The 22367-nt window shown below is 71.2% G+C and carries 18 protein-coding genes; 7 read left to right on the top strand and 11 right to left on the bottom strand.

What is annotated here, in order from left to right:
* Positions 1–156 precede the first annotated feature (156 nt).
* Together QC282_RS30485 and QC282_RS30480 are read left to right on the top strand one after the other, a co-directional pair.
* Positions 157–957 carry a serine/threonine protein kinase gene (locus QC282_RS30485; protein ID WP_279552824.1) on the top strand — a complete coding sequence of 267 codons (801 nt, stop codon included), beginning with the start codon at positions 157–159 and terminating at the stop codon, positions 955–957.
* Positions 954–2489, top strand: coding sequence for a serine/threonine-protein kinase (locus QC282_RS30480; protein ID WP_279552823.1), 1536 nt, complete (start codon positions 954–956; stop codon positions 2487–2489). Before QC282_RS30485 ends, QC282_RS30480 begins: the two co-directional genes overlap by 4 nt.
* Positions 2490–2543: 54 nt before the next feature.
* Here the strand turns inward: QC282_RS30480 and QC282_RS30475 are convergent, their stop codons facing one another.
* Both QC282_RS30475 and QC282_RS30470 read right to left on the bottom strand, forming a co-directional pair.
* On the bottom strand, positions 2544–2678 hold the full coding sequence (locus tag QC282_RS30475) for a hypothetical protein (RefSeq protein ID WP_279552822.1): 135 nt from the start codon (positions 2676–2678) through the stop codon (positions 2544–2546).
* Positions 2679–2933: 255 nt separating this feature from the next.
* Entirely contained in the window at positions 2934–3959 is a 1026-nt protein-coding gene (locus QC282_RS30470; RefSeq protein ID WP_279552821.1) for an ATP-dependent 6-phosphofructokinase, read from the bottom strand.
* Positions 3960–4157: 198 nt separating this feature from the next.
* Between QC282_RS30470 and pta the strand changes: the two genes are divergently transcribed.
* From pta to pyk, 3 genes are all read left to right on the top strand, one after another.
* On the top strand, positions 4158–6248 hold the full coding sequence (gene pta / locus QC282_RS30465) for a phosphate acetyltransferase (protein WP_279552820.1): 2091 nt from the start codon (positions 4158–4160) through the stop codon (positions 6246–6248).
* Positions 6245–7504 (top strand): acetate kinase, encoded by a 1260-nt coding sequence (locus QC282_RS30460; protein ID WP_279552819.1) that lies wholly within the window; start codon positions 6245–6247, stop codon positions 7502–7504. Before pta ends, QC282_RS30460 begins: the two co-directional genes overlap by 4 nt.
* A 96-nt stretch (positions 7505–7600) precedes the next feature.
* Positions 7601–9028 (top strand): pyruvate kinase, encoded by a 1428-nt coding sequence (gene pyk, locus QC282_RS30455; protein ID WP_279552818.1) that lies wholly within the window; start codon positions 7601–7603, stop codon positions 9026–9028.
* Positions 9029–9129: 101 nt separating this feature from the next.
* Here pyk and QC282_RS30450 read toward each other — a convergent pair whose 3' ends face one another.
* From QC282_RS30450 to QC282_RS30435, 4 genes are all read right to left on the bottom strand, one after another.
* Positions 9130–10485, bottom strand: a complete 1356-nt coding sequence (locus QC282_RS30450; RefSeq protein WP_279552817.1) for a hypothetical protein — start codon at positions 10483–10485, stop codon at positions 9130–9132.
* A complete protein-coding gene (locus QC282_RS30445; RefSeq protein ID WP_279552816.1) occupies positions 10475–11074 on the bottom strand; it encodes a DUF6114 domain-containing protein in 600 nt (199 codons plus the stop codon). The genes QC282_RS30450 and QC282_RS30445 overlap by 11 nt, the downstream gene beginning before the upstream one ends.
* 155 nt (positions 11075–11229) lie before the next feature.
* Complete coding sequence (locus QC282_RS30440; RefSeq protein ID WP_279552815.1) at positions 11230–11862, bottom strand: DUF6230 family protein; 633 nt, start codon at positions 11860–11862, stop codon at positions 11230–11232.
* A 622-nt stretch (positions 11863–12484) separates the two neighbouring features.
* Entirely contained in the window at positions 12485–13459 is a 975-nt protein-coding gene (locus QC282_RS30435) for a tetratricopeptide repeat protein (protein ID WP_279552814.1), read from the bottom strand.
* A gap of 256 nt (positions 13460–13715) precedes the next feature.
* Here QC282_RS30435 and QC282_RS30430 point away from each other — a divergent pair, with 256 nt between their 5' ends.
* Positions 13716–14330 carry a TetR/AcrR family transcriptional regulator gene (locus tag QC282_RS30430; protein WP_279552813.1) on the top strand — a complete coding sequence of 205 codons (615 nt, stop codon included), beginning with the start codon at positions 13716–13718 and terminating at the stop codon, positions 14328–14330.
* Positions 14331–14349: 19 nt separating this feature from the next.
* Here QC282_RS30430 and QC282_RS30425 read toward each other — a convergent pair whose 3' ends face one another.
* From QC282_RS30425 to QC282_RS30415, 3 genes are all read right to left on the bottom strand, one after another.
* Positions 14350–16050 (bottom strand): methylmalonyl-CoA mutase family protein, encoded by a 1701-nt coding sequence (locus QC282_RS30425; RefSeq protein WP_279552812.1) that lies wholly within the window; start codon positions 16048–16050, stop codon positions 14350–14352.
* Positions 16051–16124: 74 nt separating this feature from the next.
* The gene (locus tag QC282_RS30420; RefSeq protein WP_279552811.1) at positions 16125–16463 is read right to left on the bottom strand and encodes a DUF3817 domain-containing protein; all 339 of its coding nucleotides are present in this window, start codon (positions 16461–16463) and stop codon (positions 16125–16127) included.
* Between the two features lie 43 nt (positions 16464–16506).
* Complete coding sequence (locus QC282_RS30415; protein ID WP_279552810.1) at positions 16507–17016, bottom strand: MarR family transcriptional regulator; 510 nt, start codon at positions 17014–17016, stop codon at positions 16507–16509.
* A gap of 174 nt (positions 17017–17190) precedes the next feature.
* Here QC282_RS30415 and QC282_RS30410 point away from each other — a divergent pair, with 174 nt between their 5' ends.
* The gene (locus tag QC282_RS30410; RefSeq protein ID WP_279552809.1) at positions 17191–18186 is read left to right on the top strand and encodes a glycoside hydrolase family 6 protein; all 996 of its coding nucleotides are present in this window, start codon (positions 17191–17193) and stop codon (positions 18184–18186) included.
* A gap of 9 nt (positions 18187–18195) precedes the next feature.
* Here QC282_RS30410 and QC282_RS30405 read toward each other — a convergent pair whose 3' ends face one another.
* Positions 18196–20151, bottom strand: coding sequence for a kelch motif-containing protein (locus tag QC282_RS30405; protein WP_279552808.1), 1956 nt, complete (start codon positions 20149–20151; stop codon positions 18196–18198).
* Positions 20152–20154: 3 nt separating this feature from the next.
* Entirely contained in the window at positions 20155–22047 is a 1893-nt protein-coding gene (locus tag QC282_RS30400) for a cellulose synthase catalytic subunit (protein WP_279552807.1), read from the bottom strand.
* Positions 22048–22367: the final 320 nt, after the last annotated feature.

Genomic DNA, 22367 nt, shown 5'->3' with positions numbered 1-22367 from the left:
ACGGCGCTCCTGGCGGGTTCCGGCGGGGCGCGGTGCACGGCGCTCGAGGCGGGATTCGGCGGGCGCGGCAGCGCGGTCGCCCCGGAGGGCACCGGTGGGCACCGGTGGGCGGTGGTTCACGCCTACAATCCTGGCGTCCACACGGGGGGTTGGAACATGGAAACGATCATCGTCCAGTTGCCGGACGGCGACGCGCGGTCCGCGGAGGACGGGCCGGGCAGACCCGCGTTGCTGCACCTGGGTCCCGGGGACGTCGTCGACTTCGGGCGCGGTCTGCCCGGCGGGGGCGGAGTGGGGATCGTCCTGACCGATCCCGGAGTCTCGCGCCGGGCCGGGCAGTTGGAGGCGGCCGGGGACTACTGGCGGCTGTCCAACTTCAGCCGCAGCGTGTCCTATGTCGTGGAGAACCTGGAGGGCGCCGGTGAGTACGTCACGGTGTCCCCGGGACGCCTGGGCGCGCCCGTGCCGTTCGAGTTCTCCCGGGTCCTGCTGCCCGCCCTGACGGGGAACGCCGCGTTCAAGGTGTTCGCGCCGCAACACGCCTACCTCGCCGAGCAGCCCGGGGACGGCGCCGGTGAACAGACCGTCCACCCCTTCGCCCTGGATCCGGCGGCCAAGTACTTCCTCGTGCTGGTCGCCCTGTGCGAACCCCGGCTGCGCGACCCCTCGGACACGGCGCTGCCGGGCGTGGGTGACATCGTGGAACGGCTGCGTCCGCTGGAGTCCTGCCGCGATCTGACGCGCTCGGCGGTGAACTACCACATCGACTACCTGGCGTTCGCCAAGCTGCGCCTCGACGTGGGTGAGGAACCGGCGGCCGACGGCGCCCGCACCGGGGCCAAGCGCGCCCGGCTGGCGTCGCTGGCGCTGCGCTTCGGTCTGGTCCGTGAGGAACATCTGGCCCTGCTGCCGCCCCGCGGGGCCGGGCGCCCGGTCCCGCGGGAGGCCCGCGCATGACACTGCCCGACACCCACGACGCCCCGGGCGCACCGCGACCGCCCCGCCTGCCGGCGGGCCTGCGCGTCGACCGCTGGGAGATCGGCGAGGTCATCGGCTCCGGCGGCTGGGGCACCGTGTACGAGGCCCTTACGGTCGACGACGGCTCCCCCGTCGCGGTCAAGGTGCTGCCGACCGGTGTCCTGGCCCCCGGGCAGCGCGCCGCGCTCGGTGAACTCGTCGCGCGGGAGGTGCGGTTCAGCTCCGGCGCCGACCACCCCCATCTGGTGCGCACCCGTGCCGTGTGCACGGTCGACCTACCGGACCTGCCCGCGCTGGACGGCGCGATCGCGCTGGTCATGGACCGGGCCGAGGCCAGCGTGAAGGACGCGCTCGACGCCGCCGGGACCGGCCGCCCGATCGCCGGGGCGAGCCGGATCCTGCGCGGGGTCGCCGCCGGGCTGGCCCACATGCACGGCGCGGGCTGGGTGCACGGCGACCTCAAGCCCGCCAACGTCCTGCTGGGCGCGCGGGAGGAGGTGTGGCTGGCGGACTTCGGGCTGGCCACGGAACTCGACGGCAGCCACGCCCACCTGCCGCCGCTCGGCACCCTTGACCATCTCCCGCCCGAGTGGTGGTCCCAGCGCACCGGCACCGACGGCTCGGTGATCCGGCCCACCGCCGACATCTGGGCCTTCGGTGTCCTCGCCCACCAGGTGCTCACCGGGGGTCTCCACCCCTTCCCGGGCGCGACGGCCCGGGCCCGCTCGCTGGCCGCCCAGGCCTACGCGCGCGGCACGGCACCGCTGCGGCTGGACGCCCGGCTCGGTGAGGGCTGGCGCGCGCTGGTCGCCGACTGCCTGGCCCCGGACCACGCCTCCCGCCTCCCGGTCACCGCGGAGAGCCTCGCGGGCCGCGTCGAGCAGCTGGCGGGCGGGGCACGCCGTCGTCGCCGGTGGCGGGTTCCGGCCGCCGCCGCGCTGGTGGGCCTGACCGCCGCGGCCCTCGCCGGGGCGGCATGGCTCCGGGAGGGCGACGCACCGGAGGGCGGCGACCAACGCCGCCGCGCCTCCGCCGCCGCCGCGGCGCCGGGCGCGATCCCCGCCGGCTCCGACGTCCCCGAGGCGCTGCGCCCGGTCATCACCAAGGCCGCCAGCCGCTGCACCGACGAGGAGATCACGCCCGCCCTGCTCGCCGCGATGCTCAAGGCGGAGAGCGGCTTCGACGCCCGGGCCGCCCGCCCCGCGAGCGACGAGTACGGCATCGCCATGTGGACCCCGTCGGTGTTCCGCGCCTGGGCCGTGGACGGGGACGGGGACGGCGACAAGGACCACATGTCACCGCCGGACGCGATCGCCACGATGAGCGTGTACGTGTGCTGGCTCGACCAGCGTTTCAAGGAGGCCGGGCTGCCGAAGAAGGACCTGCCGGCGCTGGTCGCGGCCGGCTACCGCACCAGCGACCGCGCCGTCATCGAGGAGGGCGGCGTACCGGAGCGTGTGCGCCCGCACGTCGACACGGTGATGCGCCACCTCGCCGGCTACGAGCGGTGAGCCGGTCCCCCGCACGGGCCCACCGCTCGCGTCCGGCCACCGGGCGCCGGCTCCTTACGTGGGCCGCCACTCCGAGAAGGTGACCGGGTTGGCCCAGGAGCCGGCCGCCTGGGCCTGGCTGGTCCCGCCCACCGTGAGGGCGGCGGTCGCCAGTGCCGGCGCGGTGGCGCCGCGGAGGAGTCCGCGCATGGTCGTCCCTTTCGGGTCCCTGTCGTCGCAGCGGCCCGGTGGCCGCGCCGACACGGTAGGAGGAGACACGGGACGGGCGGTCCTGACTGATGTCAGGGCCGGGGGCCGGGCGACCGGACCCTGACATCTGCCAGGTGACGAGCGGCCGGTGGCGCCGCCCACGGTCGCGGCAGCGCGGCAACTCCGAGGACGCCTGGAACGAACGGGCGGGCCGGTGTCCGGCCCGCCCGCCCACGTTTCCTGTCGCCGCGGCGGCTAGAAGACCGACTCGGCCTCGTCCATCCGGTCCTTGGGGACCGTCTTCAGCTCGGTCACGGCCTCCGCCAGCGGCACCATCACGATGTCCGTGCCGCGCAGCGCGGTCATCATGCCGAACTCGCCCCGGTGCGCGGCCTCCACGGCGTGCCAGCCGAACCGCGTGGCGAGCACCCTGTCGTACGCGGTCGGCGTGCCGCCGCGCTGCACATGGCCGAGGATGACCGGCCTGGCCTCCTTGCCGAGGCGCCGCTCCAGCTCGTGGGCGAGGGCGGTGCCGATGCCCTGGAAGCGCTCGTGGCCGAACTGGTCGATCTCGCCCTTGCCGTAGTCCATGCTGCCCTCGGCGGGGTGGGCGCCCTCGGCGACGCAGATCACCGCGAACTTCTTGCCGCGGGAGAAGCGCTCCTCGACCATCTTCACCAGGCCGGCCGGGTCGAAGGGCCGCTCGGGCAGGCAGATGCCGTGCGCGCCGGCGGCCATGCCGGACTCCAGGGCGATCCAGCCGGCGTGCCGGCCCATGACCTCGACGACCATGACGCGCTGGTGGGACTCGGCGGTCGTCTTCAGGCGGTCCATCGCCTCGGTGGCGACGCCGACGGCGGTGTCGAAGCCGAAGGTGCGGTCGGTGGAGGAGATGTCGTTGTCGATGGTCTTCGGCACGCCGACCACGGGCAGGCCCGCGTCGCTCAGCATGCGCGCGGCGGTCAGGGTGCCTTCGCCGCCGATCGGGATCAGCGCGTCGATGCCGAAGTCGCGGGCGACGTCCGGGCCGTTCTCGCAGGCCTCGCGCAGCCGGTCGCGCTCCAGGCGGGAGGAGCCGAGGATGGTGCCGCCGCGGGCCAGGATGCCGCTGACCGCGTTGAGGTCGAGGGCGCGGTAGCGGCCGTCCAGGAGTCCGGCGTACCCGTCCTCGAAGCCGATGACCTCGTCGCCGTAGTGGTCCACCGCTCGGTGCACGACCGACCGGATCACTGCGTTCAGGCCGGGGCAGTCGCCGCCTGCGGTGAGAACTCCGATACGCATCGTGCTGTGTCTCCTGCTCGCTGTGGATACCGGTGAGCCACTGCCGATTGTTCCACGTCCCACAGGGCGGTGCCGACAACGCACTGGCGGGCGCCTTACCCATCGCCGGAGGTATTGTCAAGAGGGTTCAGCTCACCTCGGTGGGCGATTTTTATGACGGGGACGGAATTCTGTGACGGCGAAGAACGGAGAGCGCACGTGACGCGCAGCGTGTACGTGACCGGAATCGACCGCGGCGACGGCCGCCAGGTCGTCGAGCTGGGGGTCATGGAGCTGCTGACCCGGCAGGTCGACCGGGTGGGTGTCTTCCGCCCGCTCGTCCACGACGGGCCCGACCGCCTCTTCGAGCTGCTGCGCGCCCGCTACCGGCTCTCCCAGGACCCGGCGACCGTCTACGGCCTGGACTACCACGAGGCGTCCGCCCTCCAGGCCGAGCAGGGCCCGGACGAGCTGGTGGCCGCGCTGGTCGACCGGTTCCACCTGGTGGCCCGCGACTACGACGTCGTCCTCGTCCTCGGCACCGACTTCGCCGACACCCAGTTCCCGGACGAACTGTCCCTGAACGCCCGCCTCGCCAACGAGTTCGGCGCCTCCGTGATCCCGGTGGTCGGCGGCCGCAAGCAGTCCGCCGAGGCCGTGCTCGCCGAGACCCGCAACGCGTTCCGCGCCTACGACACCCTCGGCTGCGACGTGCTGGCGATGGTCACCAACCGGGTCGCCCGCGAGGACCGGGACGCGATCGCCGAGCGGCTCGCCGACCGGCTGCCGGTGCCCTGCTACGTGCTTCCGGACGAGCCCGCCCTGTCCGCGCCCACCGTGGCCCAGATCGCGCACACGCTCGGCGCGCGGGTGCTGCTCGGCGACGACTCCGGGCTGGCGCGCGACGCCCTGGACTTCGTGTTCGGCGGCGCGATGCTGCCGAACTTCCTGGGCGCCCTGACCCCCGGCTGCCTGGTCGTCACCCCGGGCGACCGCGCGGACCTGGTGGTCGGCACGCTCGCCGCGCACAGCGCCGGCACCCCGCCGATAGCCGGCGTGCTGCTCACGCTGGGCGAGGTGCCCGGCGACGACATCCTCACGCTGGCCGCGCGGCTCGCCCCCGGCACGCCGGTGCTCTCGGTGCCCGGCAACAGCTTCCCGACCGCCGAGCAGCTGTTCTCCCTGGAGGGCAAGCTGAACGCCGCGACCCCGCGCAAGGCGGAGACCGCGCTCGGCCTCTTCGAGCGGTACGTCGACACCGGTGACCTGCTGGACCGGGTCTCGGCGCCCAGCAGCGACCGCGTGACGCCGATGATGTTCGAGCACAAGCTCCTGGAGCAGGCCCGCTCGGACCGGCGCCGGGTCGTCCTGCCGGAGGGCACCGAGGAGCGCGTGCTGCACGCGGCCGAGGTGCTGCTGCGCCGGGGCGTGTGCGACCTGACGCTGCTCGGGCCGGTCGACCAGATCCGCAAGAAGGCCGCCGACCTCGGCATCGACCTCGGCGACTCCCAGCTGATCGACCCGGCTGTCTCCGAGCTGCGCGACTCCTTCGCCGAGAAGTACGCCGCCCTGCGCGCCCACCGGGGCGTGACCCTGGAGCTGGCGTACGACGTGGTCTCCGACGTGAACTACTTCGGCACGCTGATGGTGCAGGAGGGCCTGGCCGACGGCATGGTGTCGGGCTCGGTGCACTCCACGGCCGCGACGATCCGCCCGGCCTTCGAGATCATCAAGACCAAGCCGGACGCGACCATCGTGTCGTCGGTGTTCTTCATGTGCCTGTCCGACAAGGTCCTGGTCTACGGCGACTGCGCCGTGAACCCCGACCCGGACGCCGAGCAGCTCGCCGACATCGCCATCCAGTCGGCCGCGACCGCCGCCCGGTTCGGCGTGCAGCCCCGCATCGCGATGCTGTCGTACTCCACCGGCACCTCCGGCTCGGGCGCCGACGTCGACAAGGTGCGCCGGGCGACGGAGACCGTCCGCGCCCAGCGGCCCGACCTGAGCGTCGAGGGGCCCATCCAGTACGACGCGGCCGTGGAGCCGACCGTCGCCGCGACGAAGCTGCCCGACTCCGAGGTGGCCGGACAGGCGAGCGTGCTGATCTTCCCCGACCTCAACACCGGCAACAACACCTACAAGGCCGTGCAGCGCTCGGCCGGCGCGATCGCCGTCGGCCCGGTCCTGCAGGGCCTGCGCAAGCCGGTCAACGACCTGTCCCGGGGCGCCCTCGTCCAGGACATCGTCAACACCGTCGCCATCACGGCGATCCAGGCCCAGTCCCCGAACCAGAAGGCGACCGCACAGTGACCACCCACCCGTCGCCCGCCACCACCCCGGCCGGCGAGGCGCGCGCGGCCCGCGGTTCGCGCGTCCTCGTCCTCAACTCCGGCTCCTCGTCGGTGAAGTACCAGCTGCTCGACATGCGCGACAGCAGCCGGCTCGCGGTGGGCCTCGTCGAGCGGATCGGCGAGGAGACCTCGCGTCTGAAGCACACTCCGGTCGCGGACGGCCGGACCCGTGAGCGGACCGGCGCGATCCCGGACCACGACGCCGCGCTGAAGGCCGTCGCCGCCGAGCTGGCCAGGGACGGCTTCGGGCTCGACTCCCCCGAACTGGCCGCGATCGGGCACCGGGTGGTGCACGGCGGGAAGCGGTTCACCGAGCCGACGGTGATCGACGACGCCGTGCTCGCCGAGATCGAGCGGCTGATCCCGGTGGCGCCGCTGCACAACCCGGCCAACCTGACCGGCATCCGCACCGCGCGGGCGCTGCGTCCGGACCTGCCGCAGGTCGCCGTGTTCGACACCGCGTTCCACACGACGATGCCGGAGTCGGCCGCCCGCTACGCGATCGACGTGGAGACCGCCGACGCGCACCGCATCCGGCGCTACGGCTTCCACGGCACCTCGCACGCGTACGTGTCCCGCGCGACGGCCGACCTGCTGGGCCGGGCGCCCGAGGACGTGAACGTGATCGTGCTGCACCTGGGCAACGGGGCGTCGGCCTCGGCCGTGCGGGGCGGGCGGTGCGTGGAGACCTCCATGGGCCTGACGCCCTTGGAGGGGCTCGTGATGGGTACGCGCTCCGGTGACATGGATCCGGCCGTCATCTTCCATTTGATGCGTGTTGGTGAAATGTCCGCCGACGAGATCGACAATCTGCTCAACAAGAAGAGCGGACTCGTCGGACTGTGCGGCGACAACGACATGCGGGAGATCCGCCGCCGGATCGACGAGGGCGACGAGCGGGCGAAGCTGGCGTTCGACATCTACATTCACCGGTTGAAGAAGTACATCGGTGCTTATTACGCGGTGCTCGGACGGGTGGACGCCGTCGCCTTCACGGCCGGGGTCGGTGAGAACGCGGCGCCGGTGCGGGAAGCTGCCGTGGCGGGCCTGGAGGAACTGGGGCTCGTGGTGGACGGCGAGCTGAACGCGGTGCGCGCGGACCGGCCGCAGCTGATCTCGCCCGAGTACGCGCGGGTCGCCGTCGCCGTGGTCCCGACGGACGAGGAATTGGAGATCGCGACACAGACGTACGCACTGGTCGAAAAGAGCGAGTGACCAATACCGGCATACACGCCTGAGCGCGAACCCGCCCATTTGTACTTTCCGCCAGACGGAATATTCCGTAGCGAAACAAACCGATAGGATCGCCCCATGCGCCGTTCGAAAATCGTCTGTACTCTCGGCCCCGCGGTCGACTCCCACGAGCAGCTCGTCGCGCTGATCGAAGCCGGTATGAATGTGGCCCGCTTCAACTTCAGCCACGGCTCGCACGCCGAGCACCAGGGGCGGTACGACCGCGTCCGTGCCGCCGCCAAGGAGACCGGCCGGGCCATCGGTGTCCTCGCCGACCTGCAGGGCCCGAAGATCCGGCTGGAGACCTTCGCCGAGGGCCCGGTGGAGCTGGTGCGCGGTGACGAGTTCACCATCACCACCGAGGACGTCCCCGGCGACCGCACCATCTGCGGCACCACCTACAAGGGCCTGCCCGGCGACGTGACCAAGGGCGACCAGATCCTCATCAACGACGGCAACGTCGAGCTGAAGGTCACCGAGGTCGTGGGCTCCCGGGTGAAGACGATCGTCATCGAGGGCGGCGTCATCTCCGACCACAAGGGCATCAACCTGCCGGGCGCGGCCGTGAACGTCCCGGCGCTGTCCGAGAAGGACGTCGACGACCTGCGGTTCGCGCTGCGCATGGGCTGCGACCTGGTCGCCCTGTCCTTCGTGCGCGACGCCCGGGACGTCCAGGACGTGCACCGCGTGATGGACGAGGAGGGCCGCCGCGTCCCCGTCATCGCCAAGGTGGAGAAGCCGCAGGCGGTGGAGAACATGGAGGACGTCGTGATGGCGTTCGACGGCGTCATGGTCGCGCGCGGCGACCTGGCCGTCGAGTACCCGCTCGAAAAGGTCCCCATGGTGCAGAAGCGCCTGATCGAGCTGTGCCGGCGCAACGCCAAGCCGGTGATCGTGGCGACCCAGATGATGGAGTCGATGATCACCAACTCCCGCCCGACCCGCGCCGAGGCCTCGGACGTGGCCAACGCGATCCTGGACGGCGCGGACGCGGTCATGCTGTCGGCGGAGTCCAGCGTGGGCGCGTACCCGATCGAGACGGTCAAGACGATGTCGAAGATCGTCCAGGCGGCCGAGCAGGAGCTGCTGTCCAAGGGCCTGCAGCCGCTCGTGCCGGGCAAGAAGCCGCGCACGCAGGGCGGTTCGGTCGCGCGTGCCGCGTGCGAGATCGCCGACTTCCTCGGCGGCCGGGGTCTGGTGGCCTTCACCCAGTCCGGGGACACCGCGCGCCGCCTGTGCCGTTACCGCGCCGCACAGCCGATCATCGCGTTCACCACGGACGAGAGCACCCGCAACCAGCTGGCGCTCAGCTGGGGCGTGGAGCCGCACGTGGTGCCGTTCGTGAACAGCACGGACGAGATGGTCGAGCTGGTGGACCAGGAGATGGTCAAGCTGGGCCGGTTCAACGAGGGCGAGATCGTGGTGATCACGGCCGGTTCGCCGCCCGGCGTCCCCGGCACCACCAACATGGTCCGCGTCCACCACCTGGGCGGCGCCGAGAGCTGACCCGCCCGGACCCGAACGGCGCCGAGGGCGCCCCCTGGTGAACAGGGGGCGCCCTCGGCGTTGTTGCGGCTCCCGGAGTGGTCGTGGGGCCTGCGGCCGGCTCAGTCGGTGATGTACTGGTGCAGGCCCGGGACGTGCAGGGTGCCGCCGAACTGGCCGGCCTGCACGACCTTCACCTTGGTGAAGTAGATCAGCGGGATGTTCAGCGGCGGCGGGTTCTCCGGGCTGAACGTGATCGGGATCAGACCGAGCAGGTTGCCGGAGATGCTCTCCGTGTACATCACGGTGTCGCCGTCGCGGATCGTGGACGTCGAGCCCTTGGCCGCCTGCACGTGGTAGGTCTTGCCGGCCTGCTCGTCCTTGACCGTCTGGTGCAGGTCGCCGATGTCGGTGCCGTCGGAGATGACGTACTTCAGCACCTTCTTGGTGGTGCCGTTGGCGGTCCTCACCTCGACGATGCCCTGGTAGTCGGCGCCCTTCAGCAGCAGCGAACTGGCGTCCAGGTACCACGGGTCGTCGGGCAGCGGGATCTTGTTGTCGACCCCGCCCTCGGCGTCCGTGGCGGCCGGGCAGTCCTCCGGGTCGGTCGTCCCGCTCGCCGACGGGCTGGGCGTCGGCGTCGGGACGGCGTCCTTGGCGTCCTCGGCCGCGTCGCCGACGGCGTCGGTGGCGTCCTCGGCCGCCTCGCCGGTGACGTCCCCGACGGTGTCCCGCACCGTGTCGGTGACCTTGCCGGTGGTGTCCTCGACGGTGTCCCCGACGTCACCGGCGACCCCGCCGTCGCCGGACGGGTCGTCCTCGCCCGCGCTCTCGGAGGCGGACGGCGTGGGGCTCGGGCTCTCGGACGCCCGGCCGCCGCCGAGTACGCCGTCGAGGGCGTCGCCGATGCCGTCCAGCAGGCCGCCGCCGCTCTCGGACGGAGACGGTGAGGCCGTGCCGGCGCCGCCGGACGTCTTCTCCCTGCCCGCGGAGGCGGACGGGGACGGGGTCGGGTCGGCCTCGTCGTCGGAACCTGAATCCGGCGAAGAAGTCGAACCCGATGAACCCCCCGCACCCGAACCCGAGTCGCCCTCCGCAGAGTCCCCGGAGGTCGCCGACGGGCTGGGCTCCGGCTGCTGGTCCTGCTGCTCGGAGGCGCTCGCCGAAGGCGACGGCGTGGCGGACTCGGAGTCCTCCTTGCCGTCCTTGTCCAGCGCGGCGACACAGTCCTTGTACTCGTCGACGGTCAGGCTGTTCGACGTCGGCTTGACCACGTCGTTGTTGTCGGCGATGGCCAGCGTGGGGGTGAACCCCATCCCCATGAGAACCGCGGTGGGCATCGCGGCCAGGGCTATCGCCTTCCCGGCCGGCATGTGGAACCTGGTGAACAGCGGCTTCTTGGGTGCCGCGTGACGCGGCCCGGTTCTCGCACGGGACGCGTCCACATCCATCCCGTGGGTCACCTCGTCAGCCGGCACTGTGCCTCCCGTTCGCCCCGTTGGCCGGGCTCGTTCCTGACAGATCGTTCGGCTCGTCCACCCCGTTGGTCTGCTGCGGGACCGTGGCTCCCGGCACCACGCCCTGCGGGGCGTCCCCCTTGCCCGTACCGTCCTCGTACCTCGGGCCGTGCTCGTACCTCGTGCCGTGCTCGTACCTCGTGCCGTGCTCGGACCCCGCCCCCGGCGCCCACGACACGGCCATGGCCCCGCCGATCAGCGCGAACAGGAAGCCGATGAGGAACCCGCCCAGGTTGGACACGGGGATGGACACCAGCGCCAGCAGGATCGCCGCGACGCCCGCGAAGACGCGGACGTGCTTCTGGAACCACAGGCTGATGCCCAGCACGACGAGCAGCACGCCGATGATCAGGGACCCGGCGCCGGCTGTCGTGGCCATCGCCAGCGTCAGGTGACCGATCTGGAGGTTCGCGTACGGGAAGTAGGCGATGGGGAGTCCGCCGAGCATGACGAACAGGCCGGCCCAGAACGGCCGCATACCCCGCCAGGCGCGGAACTGCTGCCTCCGGCGGGTGAACTGGCCGATGGCGGCAGGAGTCTCGGCGCTCATGGAAAAACAGCTCCCTGGAACGGCGTTGCTGTGGTGGTGAGGTGGTACTACGTGTGCTGTGTGTGCTGTGCGCGCCGCGTGTGCGGCGCGTGAAGACGCGAGCGGGTACTGGACGGGCGGGGGTGCCGTCGGCGCCCCCGCCCGTCAACGAGTGCTTAGTAGCACTCCTTGACACCCGTCGACAGCGACATCTTCAGGCCGCTGAGCTTGAAGGTTCCGGCGGTGGTCGCCCACGCCGTCTGCTTCACGTCGGTCAGCACGACCGAGTCGGCCTGCTGCGCGAACCCGTACGGGTTGGCGTGGTCGCCCTTGGCGATGCCCGGACCCTTGGTGGCGTCCTTGGCGGCCACACCGATGTCGATGTTCTTGAACGTCGCGTCGGCGTTCAGGTCGGCGACATCGATGTACAGGTTCTCGGCCCGGACCGGCGTGTTCCCGCCGCCCGCCTTCAGGATGAGGCTGACGTTACCGATCAGCGGCACGTCCGGGGTGACCACGGACTGGCACAGGTTCTTGATCGTCGCGGACTTGAACGCCGAGACGGCGACGGGGTGAGCCGTCTTCTTGCCGTCGAGCGTGTAGCCCGAGTCGATCGCCCCGTACTGCGAGAAGCCCTGACCGTCGAGCCGCTCGGTCGTCACCTTGAACGACTGACCGGAAACGCTGAACGACGCGGCGAGAGCGCCCTGCGCGAGGGCGACACCTATCGCTGCCGTGGCGGCCACGCTGGGCACCATCACGACGGCGAACCGCTTCCATCTGGTCCCGCCACGCACCTGGGACTCCATATTTCCTCCTTCTCGGACGTACATCTCCTGACCCTGACTGCCCCTAGAGACGGCTCAGCCGGGCAGGGATGGGAGAAGTGCTACGTCCTCGGGAAGGAGAGCGCCCGCGCTCGGTGGCGCACACAGCGCCCGAATCACCGGCGATCACCCCCGAGCGACAACCACTGGTCGCGCCTGACACGCATCACGCACAACCTTGCTGGACAGGCTTCGCCGGACGGCGAAGACCCCCCTGCCCAAGAGCCGGCGCCACTGCCGCCGGCTCTGCTCGGTGGGGACCCAGGAACTCCCGCGCCCCGACCGGCTGTCGGGGAAGCGGGATTGGACCGAGCGTGGCCGATCGTGGTGCATTCTCGCCGCCTGCACAAGGGGGTTCGTTACTCGCTAGTAACGGCCGGATAACCGTGCGACGACCCAGAGGTCTCGACCGGCGACTCAGGGTGTCACCCGGGGCCCGGACAAAACTGTTGATCGCCGGACAGAAGCCGACAGATCCACGACCTCGACTTACTGGCAGTAACAGCGGCCGCGATTACCAAGTCTTGGTAAAGCGCGGCCGCGGTGACGATCCGGTGGTCGTTCTTTCACCCGGGCACCACATGCCCGGGCGTTTAGGACCTGATCAGAAGAGGGCCCTCGCCAGGGCCCGGCGGGCGTTGATCACACGGGGGTCGTCGGCCCCCACGACCTCGAACAGTTCGAGCAGCCGCAGCCGTACGGTGTCCCGGTCGTCGCCGGACGTGACGCGCACCGTGTCGATGAGCCGCCCGAACGCGTCGTCCACGTGACCGCCGACCAGGTCCAGGTCCGCCGCGGCGATCTGCGCCTGCGCGTCGGCCGGCCGGTCGGCCGCGTCCCGGCGCACCCGCTGCGGGTCGAGCCCCTGCACCCGCTGGAGCAACTCCGCCTGAGCGAGGCCGAGTTGGGCCTCCGTGTTGCCCGGGTCCGCCGCGAGCACGTTCTTGTACGCCTGCACGGCACCGCCGAGGTCGCCCGCGTCCAGCGCCCGCACGGCCGCCTCCAGCTCGGCGTCGTGCGGTCCGGCCGGCCGCTCGGGGGCCTGGGCCTCGCCCGGCTCGGCGTCGGGGTCGACGACCAGGCCGGTCAGCCCGAAGCGCTGTTCGGCGACCTGCACCAGCTGGTCCAGGGTCTGGCGGATCTGCTCCTCGCCCGCGGCGCCCTGGAAGAGCGGCAGGGCCTGTCCGGCCACCACCGCGAAGACCGCCGGGATGCCCTGCACCCCGAACTGCTGCATCAGCATCTGGTTGGCGTCGACGTCGATCTTGGCGAGGAGGAAACGCCCGTTGTACTCGACGGCGAGCCGCTCCAGGACCGGGCTGAGCTGCTTGCAGGGCTGGCACCACTCGGCCCAGAAGTCGATGACGACCGGGACTTCGGTGGAGCGCTGCAGGACGTCGCTTTCGAAGCCGGACTCGTCGACGTCGATGACGAGATCGGCCGGGGAGACGGCACCCGGCCCGCCGCCCTGCCGGGCCGCTTGGGCGCGCGCCTGCTCCGCCTTCGCCTTGGCCTCCTGGGCCGCCTTCACCGCGGCGAGGTCGACGACTCCGCTCATGGACATGTTCCGTGGCTGCATGCGTCCATCCTCCCCCGTCCGGCGCGCACATGTGAAAACCGCTGTGAAAGCAGGCTGGGCTGCTTGTTGTTGCGTCCCGTTTCCCGTCCGGCGCCGGGTCCCCACCCGCGCCGCGTGGTCGTCGCTCGCGGGTACGTCCGCCCGCTCACGCGCTTTCGCTACGGGTCGTAGCGTAATACCCGGCGGCCCCGGCCGGAGAGGGTGGCCCGGTGATCTCTCTCACGGCCGTGCCGAACTGGCCGGATATGGTCAGAGAATGCAGCGCCGCACCCCCGCCAGCCGTACCGGACGACCGCGCAGTGCCGCCGCGGACGCCGCGATCCTGGCCGCGACGCGTCAGGCCCTGGTCGAGCTCGGCTGGTCCAAGCTCACCCTGGGCGACGTGGCGACCCGCGCCGGCGTCGCCAAGACCACGCTCTACCGCCGCTGGGCGGGCAAGAACGAGCTGGTCGTGGACGCGGTGGCGGAACTCTTCGACGAACTGCGCCTGCCCGACCGCGGCAGCCTCGCCGCCGACATCGAGGGCGTGGTCCTGCAGTTCGCGGCGATCCTGGCTCGCCCGGAGGCCCGCAGCGGCCTCATGGCGGTACTGGCCGAATCCACCCGGGACGACGCCCTGCGCGCACGCATCCGCGACTCGATCGTGGAACGCCAGAAGCGTCTGGTGGTGGCGGGCCGGGCCCGCGCGGAACAGCGCGGCGAGCTGCCCCCGGCGGCGGACCCGGCGGAGGCCGCCCGCGCGATCGACCTGATCTTCGACATGGTGGCGGGCGCGGTGGTGCACCGCACCCTGGTCAGCGCGGAACCGGTGGACGAGGAGTGGGTCCGCAGCTTCACGAGGGTGCTGCTGCTGGGCCTGTCCGCCGCCTGACGGTTCCGCGCGGCGACCGTCAGAAGCCCGCGGGCTCCGTGTACACCCCCCACTCGTCGCGCAGCACTCCGCAGATCTCGCCCAGCGTGGCCTCGGCGCGCACGGCGTCCAGCATGGGCTCGATCATGTTGCCCCCGGACCGGGCCGCGGCGAGCATCGCGTCCAGGGCGGAGCGCACCGCCGCGTCGTCCCGCGCGGCCTTCCGCTCCGCGAGCACCCGCACCTGCTCGCGCTCCACCTCGTGGCTGACCCGCAGGATCTCCAGGTCACCGGTGACGGACCCGGTGTGGCAGTTGACGCCGACGACCCTCTTGTCGCCCTTCTCCAGGGCCTGCTGGTAGCGGAACGCCGACTCGGCGATCTCGCCGGTGAACCAGCCGTCCTCGATGCCGCGCAGGATCCCGGACGTGACCGGCCCGATCGGGTGCCGGCCGTCGGGGTGGGCCCGCAGCCCGCGCTCCTTGATCTGCTCGAAGATCTTCTCGGCGTCGGCCTCGATCCGGTCCGTCAGCTGCTCGATGTACCAGGAACCGCCCAGCGGGTCGGCGACGTTGGCGACGCCGGTCTCCTCCATCAGCACCTGCTGGGTGCGCAGCGCGATCTCGGCCGCCTGCTCGCTCGGCAGCGCCAGCGTCTCGTCCAGGGCGTTGGTGTGCAGCGAGTTGGTGCCGCCGAGCACCGCGGCCAGCGCCTCCACGGCCGTACGGACGACGTTGTTGTACGGCTGCTGCGCCGTCAGCGAGACACCGGCGGTCTGCGTGTGGAACCGCAGCCACTGGGCCTTCTCGCTCCGGGCGCCGTACACGTCCCGCATCCAGCGGGCCCAGATGCGGCGGGCGGCGCGGAACTTGGCGATCTCCTCGAAGAAGTCGACGTGCGCGTCGAAGAAGAAGGACAGTCCGGGCGCGAACACGTCCACGTCGAGACCGCGGCTGAGCCCCAGCTCGACGTACCCGAACCCGTCCGCGAGGGTGTACGCCAGCTCCTGCGCGGCCGTCGCCCCGGCCTCGCGGATGTGGTAGCCGGAGACCGACAGCGGCTTGTAGTCGGGGATGCCGGCCGCGCAGTACTCCATGAGGTCGCCGATGAGGCGCAGGTGCGGCTCGGGCTGGAAGAGCCACTCCTTCTGGGCGATGTACTCCTTGAAGATGTCCGTCTGGAGCGTGCCGTTGAGGACCCCGGCGTCCACGCCCTGGCGCTCGGCGGCGACCAGGTACATGCAGAAGACGGGCACGGCGGGCCCGCTGATCGTCATGGAGGTGGTGACGTCCCCGAGCGGGATGTCCCGGAACAGCACCTCCATGTCGGCGGCCGAGTCGATGGCCACGCCGCAGTGGCCGACCTCGCCGAGCGAGCGCGGGTCGTCGGAGTCGCGGCCCATCAGGGTGGGCATGTCGAAGGCGACCGACAGACCCCCGCCGCCGTTGGCGAGGATCATCTTGTAGCGCTCGTTGGTCTGCTCGGCGTTGCCGAAGCCGGCGAACTGCCGGATGGTCCACGTACGCCCCCGGTAGCCGGTCGGGTACAGACCGCGGGTGAAGGGGTACTCCCCCGGCCAGCCGATCCGCTCGAACCCGTCGTACCTGTCACCGGGCCGTGGCCCGTACACCGGCTCCACGGGGTCCCCGGAGAGCGTGGTGAAGTCAGCGTCGCGCTTGCGTGCGGCGTCGTACCGGGCCTGCCAGCGACGGCGGCCCTCCTCGATGGCGTCAGCGTCCATACCTCGAATTTACTTGGACGTCCTAGTAAATGTCGATGGCTGACCGCCGCACGGTCCTCCGTACGGCGGTGGCGTCAGGCCTCGGCGACCGCGGGCGAGCGCTCCGCGATCTTCGATTCCACCTCGCGGCTGACGTTGCGCTCCACGAAGAACGCGGCCGTCGGGACGGTCCCGGCCAGCAGCACCCAGAGCTGCTTCCTGACCGGCCACTTCGCCTTGGCGCCCAGGTCGAAGGCGAAGACGAGGTAGATGACGTAGAGCCAGCCGTGCGCGATGCTGACAACGCGCGTGAAGTCGGCGGCGCCGTCCAGGTCCAGCAGGTACTTGGCGATCATGCCGAGGCACAGCAGGATCAGCAGCACGCCTGTGACGTACGCCATGACGCGGTAGCGGGTCAGCACGCTCTTTTTCATACCGTCGAGCGTAACCGCGCGTTCCGGGGGATCCCGCCCCGGGTCACCCCTCCTCGAAATCCCGCGCGGCGATGCGCAGCGGGCGGAGCAGGGCGAAGATCTCCCGGCACTCCTCGGCGTCGTAGACACCGAGGCCGAAGTCCATCGCCATCAGGTCCCGGGTGGCCGCCTCGACCACCTCGCGGCCCTTGTCGGTGATCGACGCGAGGGTGCCGCGGCCGTCGTTGGGGTTGGGGCGCTTGTCCACCAGACCCGACCTCACCAGCCGGTCCACGGTGTTCGTCACCGACGTCGGGTGCACCATGAGCCGCTCACCGATCTTGGACATCGGCAGCTCGCCCGACTTGGAGAAGGTGAGCAGCACGAGCGCCTCGTACCGCGCGAACGTCAGCCCGTACGGCTTGACCACCGCGTCGACCTCGGCCAGCAGGATCTGGTGGGCGCGCATGATCGAGGTGATGGCGGCCATCGACGGCACGCCTCCCCAGCGCTGCTTCCACAGTTCGTCGGCGCGGGCGATGGGGTCGAAGGAGAGACTGAGCGGCTTCGGCACGCCCCAGACCTTACCGGCCGGTCATATACCGGTCAGCCCTGTCTCGCCTTTCGGTCCCCCCTGAGTGGGTGGCCCGACCATGTCGGTCCCCTGCAGACTTGTTCACTTGTGCAACGATTACCGGCGATCTATCCGTTTTCTTCCGTGTACGTCACCTCTGCCCCAGGGAGCAGCATGTCCCGGCTGATCCACACCCTCACCGCGCTCGCGCTGTTCGGGCTGACGGCGGGCTGCTCGTCCGCGCCGGAGGTCGACAAGGCCTCCTTCGCCGGTTCCGCCTCCCGCAAGTCGGTCCCCGACACCTCCCCGTTCTGGGTCGACCCCGACAGTCCCGCGGCCCGGCAGATCCAGACCTGGCAGCAGGAGGGCCGCGGCGAGGACGCCGAACTGCTGAAGCGGATCGCCGACCACCCCGCCGCCCTGTGGCCGACCGGTGAGACCGACCCGGCGCCGCAGGTGCGGGCGGCAACGGGCGCCGCGAGCCGGGCGGGCAGAACGGCCGTCCTCGTCGCCTACAACATCCCGCACCGGGACTGCGGCCAGCACTCGGCGGGCGGCGCGGCCGACGCGGACGCCTACCGGCAGTGGATCGGGAAGTTCGCCGACGCGATCGGCGACGCCAAGGCCCTCGTCGTGCTGGAACCGGACGCCGTCGCCCACGTCGTGGACGGCTGCACGCCCGGCGAGTACCACGCCGAGCGCGAGCAGTTGCTGACGGAGGCCGTCGAGCGGCTGAAGCGGCAGCCCCACACGAAGGTGTACCTCGACGCGGGCAACCCGGAGTGGATCAAGGAGCCGGGGAAACTGGTCGCCCCCCTGCGGCGCGCCGGCATCGCGAACGCCGACGGCTTCGCCCTCAACGTCTCCAACTTCCAGACCAACGAGGTCACCACCGCCTACGGCCGGGAACTGTCCAAGAGCCTGGCCGGCAAGCACTTCGTCGTCGACACCAGCCGCAACGGCAACGGCCCGCTGGAGGGCTCCTGGTGCAACCCGCCCGGCCGGGCGCTCGGCACCCGCCCGACGACCGACACCGGCGAGCCCGCCCTGGACGCCTACCTGTGGATCAAGCGCCCCGGCGAGTCCGACGGCACCTGCGAGGGCGGTCCCGCCGCCGGACGGTGGTGGCCGGAGTACGCCCTGGAGCTGGCGCGCAACTCCAGGGCGTGACAGCCGGGTTCACTTCACCTGGATCCACTTGGCCTCGGACGGCGTGCCCTTCGCGTCCGTCACGAACAGCATGTACCAGCCGGGCGGCACCAGCGCCCGGTCCCGGGGCACGTCGAACGTCACCGACGTGCCCTTCTTCCGCACCCCGAGCTCGATGGAGCGCTGCTCGACGTCCGTCGTGTGCGTCACCGCGCTCGGCCGCATCAGCCGCGCCTTCACGACGCGTTCGGGGTGCGCCGTCCGGAACGTCACGCGGTGCCGGGCGTCCAGCGCCTTCGGACCGTCCTTCAGCGCCGGGCGGTTGGCGGCGCCCCGGTGCAGCGCGGGCGGCGTGAACACCTCCATGCGCTGCTCGAAGTGGCCGAGCTTGGTGTTCTGCTGGTCGTCGAAGAGCGGGTCCGAGCCGAACGTGGCGACCCGGCCGTCGGGCAGCAGCAGCGCCTCCGAGTGGTAGTTGCGGCCCACCAGGGGCGCCGCGGCCTCCCGGAAGGTGTTGGACCTCGGGTCGTAGAACTGCGCCTTGAGGATGTTGCTGGCGCTGCGGCCCCGGTAGTCCTTCGAGCCGTTCGTGGTGAACACCGAGTCGTCCGGCATGATCACGCTGTTCAGGTAGCGGGTGCCCTGCGGCAGGTCCGGGCCGTCCACGAAGGCCGGGTTGTCCTTCTTCAGGTCGACGACCGCGGTGCGCCGGGTCGACTTCTTCGACTCACCCACGCCTCCGCCGCCCAGGATCATCACCTTCTGGTCCTGCGCCGGCGGCAGCAGCAGCGACGACGAGGTCTCCGTCTGGTCCTGGTCCCGCAGGCCCGGCACCTTCTCGAAGGTGTTCTTCTCCAGGTCCCACAGCCCCGGTTCGCGCCCCTGGTCGGCGGGGCCGTAGCCGGCGTTGGACGCCGAGTAGAACAGCTTGTTGCCCTTGGTGAGGAACAGCGCCGGGTACGTCGGGAAGTACCGCTTCGGGCCCGGCGTCCACTTCTTCGTCCTCGGGTCGTAGATCTCGTTGTCACCGGGGTCGATCTTGCCGACGTCGTCCAGGCCGGACACCGCGAGCACGCGGCCGTCGTCCAGGCCGACCAGGGTCGGGTACCAGCGGGCCTTGTCCATCGGCTCGACCGGCACGTACTTCTCGGCGACCGGGTCGAACTCGTAGGCGGCGCGGATGCCCTGGTAGTCCTGCTTCTCCAGGGTGATCTTCTCCGACAGGCCGTAGACGTTGGCGGCCTGCTTGCCCTTCAGGCCGACGACCTCGTACTGCGACTGCTTCTCGGTGACCGACAGCGGGCCCTTCTCGACGGCCTCCACCCACACGCGCCGCTCGCTCGCGGTGACCTTCGTCTGCCAGGGCCGCATCGCCCCGGACTTGTCGTAGGTCACCTTGAAGGTGCGCTTGGCCTTCGGGACGGTGACGTCGAACTTGGTGGCGTACTCGACGCCGGCGGGCGAGCGGAAGCGGGTGCCCTTCTTCAGGAACACCGCCTTGTCGGGGCTCTCGTTCTTCACGCGCATGCCGCCGCCCGCGCGTTCCACCTCGCCGTCGAGGAGTTCGTAGCGGGCGGTGCCGCCGGCCACCAGCAGGCGGCCGTCGGGGAGTTGGGCGTGACCGCCGCAGAAGAAGTCCTCCGGCGTCGGGATCTTCTTGAACGTGTTCTTGACCGGGTCCCACAGCACGGTGTCGAAGGACCCCGCGTCGAACTTCTTCTGCTCGTTGCCGGAGCCGGCGACGATCAGCACCTTGCCGGTGTGCAGGAGCGCCGCGTGGATGGCGTTCGTGCGGTACTCCTCCGGGATGTCGACCTGGCTCCAGGAGCCGTACTTCGCCTTGTACTCGGGCTGGGCGATCTTGTACGCGTGGTAGCGGTCGCCCGCGAAGTCCAGGGCGGCCGGGGCGTTGAGGCCGGCGAGGATCGCGACGCCTCCGATGCCCAGGACCGTCTTCTTGGTCCTGCTGGACGGCTGGGGGGCCATGGGCTAGTTGCCTCCTGTCGTGGTGCCGGTCACCGGTGCGGTGGCTCCTGTCGTGGCGAAGGCGGGCTCGTGGCCCTCGCCGACGAGGGCGGTCGCGGGCAGCGGGTGCCGTTCCGGATGCTCCGGGTTCGCCGCGGGTCCCGGGGTCGCGGCGGGCTGCGGGTTCGCCGCGGGCTGCGGGCGGAGTCCGAACAGGTTCCGGGCGGTCTCGCCGAGCCGGTCCCCGCGGTCCTTGAGCAGCGTGGTCACCCACACGCCCACCGGGGCCAGGGAGATCGCCGTCGCCAGGAACGCCCACGTGCGCATCGCCGCGTGCGTGTGGCCGAGGACGGCCGAGGCGGTGAGCGAGACGATCAGGAGGACCGCCCAGGAGAGGTGGATGCGGAAGGTGAGCAGCCGGTCGGGGCTCGCGTCGCCGCCCTTCGGCGTGACGACGAAGCGGCTGGGGCGGCGCAGGACCGCCTCCGTGAACGACTTCAGGTAGATCGGCGCGGACAGCGCCGACATCGCCATGCCGGCCAGCCCGCCGGAGCCCTGCGGCTCGTGCGGGGAGACGTTGTGGCGGCGGTTCCACAGGTAGAGGCCGATCTGGAGGGCCGCCGCGTCGCTGTAGAGCATCAGCCAGACGGAGGCGGCGACCTGGGTGCCCGATGCGCCGAACCACAGGAACAGGAAGCAGCTCAGGATGCCGAGGAACCAGTTGACCGCCGTCATCGGGTAGTAGACGAGCATCAGCGTGTACGAGAACAGCCGGCCCGGGGGCATGCTGAGCGGGGCCTTCCAGTACTGCTTGATCAGCGTCTCGTAGGTGCCGCGCGACCAGCGCATCTGCTGGGTGAAGAAGTCCGTCCAGGAGGCCGGGCCCTCGCCGACCGCGAGCACGTCCGGGGTGTAGACGGACCGCCAGTACCCGCCGGTGCGGGGGTTGCGGGTGCGGTGGATCTCGAAGCCGGTGGCCATGTCCTCGGTGATGGAGTCGTACAGGCCGCCGATCTGCTTGACGGCGGCGATGCGTACGACGTTGTTGGTCCCGACGAACATGGGGGCGCGGTAGCGGTTGCCGGCGCGCTGGATCAGCGCGTGGAACAGGAACTGCTGGGACTCGGCGGCCTTGGTGACGGGGTTGTGGTAGTTCCCGTAGACCTGCGGTCCCACGACGAAGGCGACGTCGGGGTCACGGAAGTAACCCATCATCCGCTCCAGGAAGTTGGGGAGCGGGACGTGGTCGGTGTCGACGGAGGCGAAGAAGTCGTACTGGTCGCCGTGCATCGCGATCCAGGCGTTGTAGTTGCCGTGCTTGGTGCGGGCCTTGTGGACGCCCTTGGAGCGGTTCCACTCGGGGACGCCGTGCCGGGTGAAGTGCCGGACGCCCAGCTCCGCGCACAGGGCCTTGGCCTGCTCGTCGTCGCCCTCGTCGAGCAGCCAGACGTCGAGGGGGCCGGTGTGGGTGATCCGGGTGGCGCCTTCGAGGGTGGCGCGGACCATGGCGAGGGGTTCCTTGCCGGGGACGTACGTGGTGAGGAAGGCGACGCGGGTGCCGGGTTCGGGGACGACGGGGACGGGGTCGCGGGCGACCATCGTGGCGTGGGCGACGGAGGCGACGTTGACGAGCATGAACAGCTCGATGAGGCCAATGGCTATGAGCATGGTGACGTCGAGGGCGACCAGCCATTCCTCGCCGCCCTCGCGGTCGACCCAGTGGGTGGGCCAGACGAGGTACACCAGGAGGGCGCCGGTGAGGATCGGCGCGAGGGTCATGAGGGCGACGGCTCTTATTCGGTGGGGCTCGCGCGAGAGGAGCGAGGTGTACTGCACCCGGTAGGCATGGCGGGACGGCTCGGTGAGCGGTCCCGCGAGTCGGCTGTGGGTGTCGTAGTCGTAGCCCTCCGGCGGCACAGCGCCCTCCAGTGATTGAGGCGTGATCGAAGCACCGATACCCCTACGAAAGGGGACAATTGTGGGTGTGTCGAGCTGTGGGGGGCCAGGTGGGTGGGCGATACATACGGCGACCTGCGGCGGCCTGTGCGGGGTGCGCGGGGCGCCTGCGGCGGCCTCCGGCGGTTGGGCGGGGTGCCTGCGGCGGCCTGCGCGGGATGAGTGGGGGGTGCCTGCGGCGGCCTGTACCGCTTCGGTGGGGGCGGGCGTTGCGCTGTCGGTGCGGTGGGTGGGTCGGGGCCGCGCCGGGGGGTGTCCGTCCTCGGAACGGCGCGGAATCG

Origin of the sequence: Streptomyces sp. DH24, from assembly GCF_029813775.1 — a bacterium.
Classification (GTDB): Bacteria; Actinomycetota; Actinomycetes; order Streptomycetales; family Streptomycetaceae; genus Streptomyces.
This window is presented reverse-complemented; position numbering and strand designations above follow the sequence as displayed.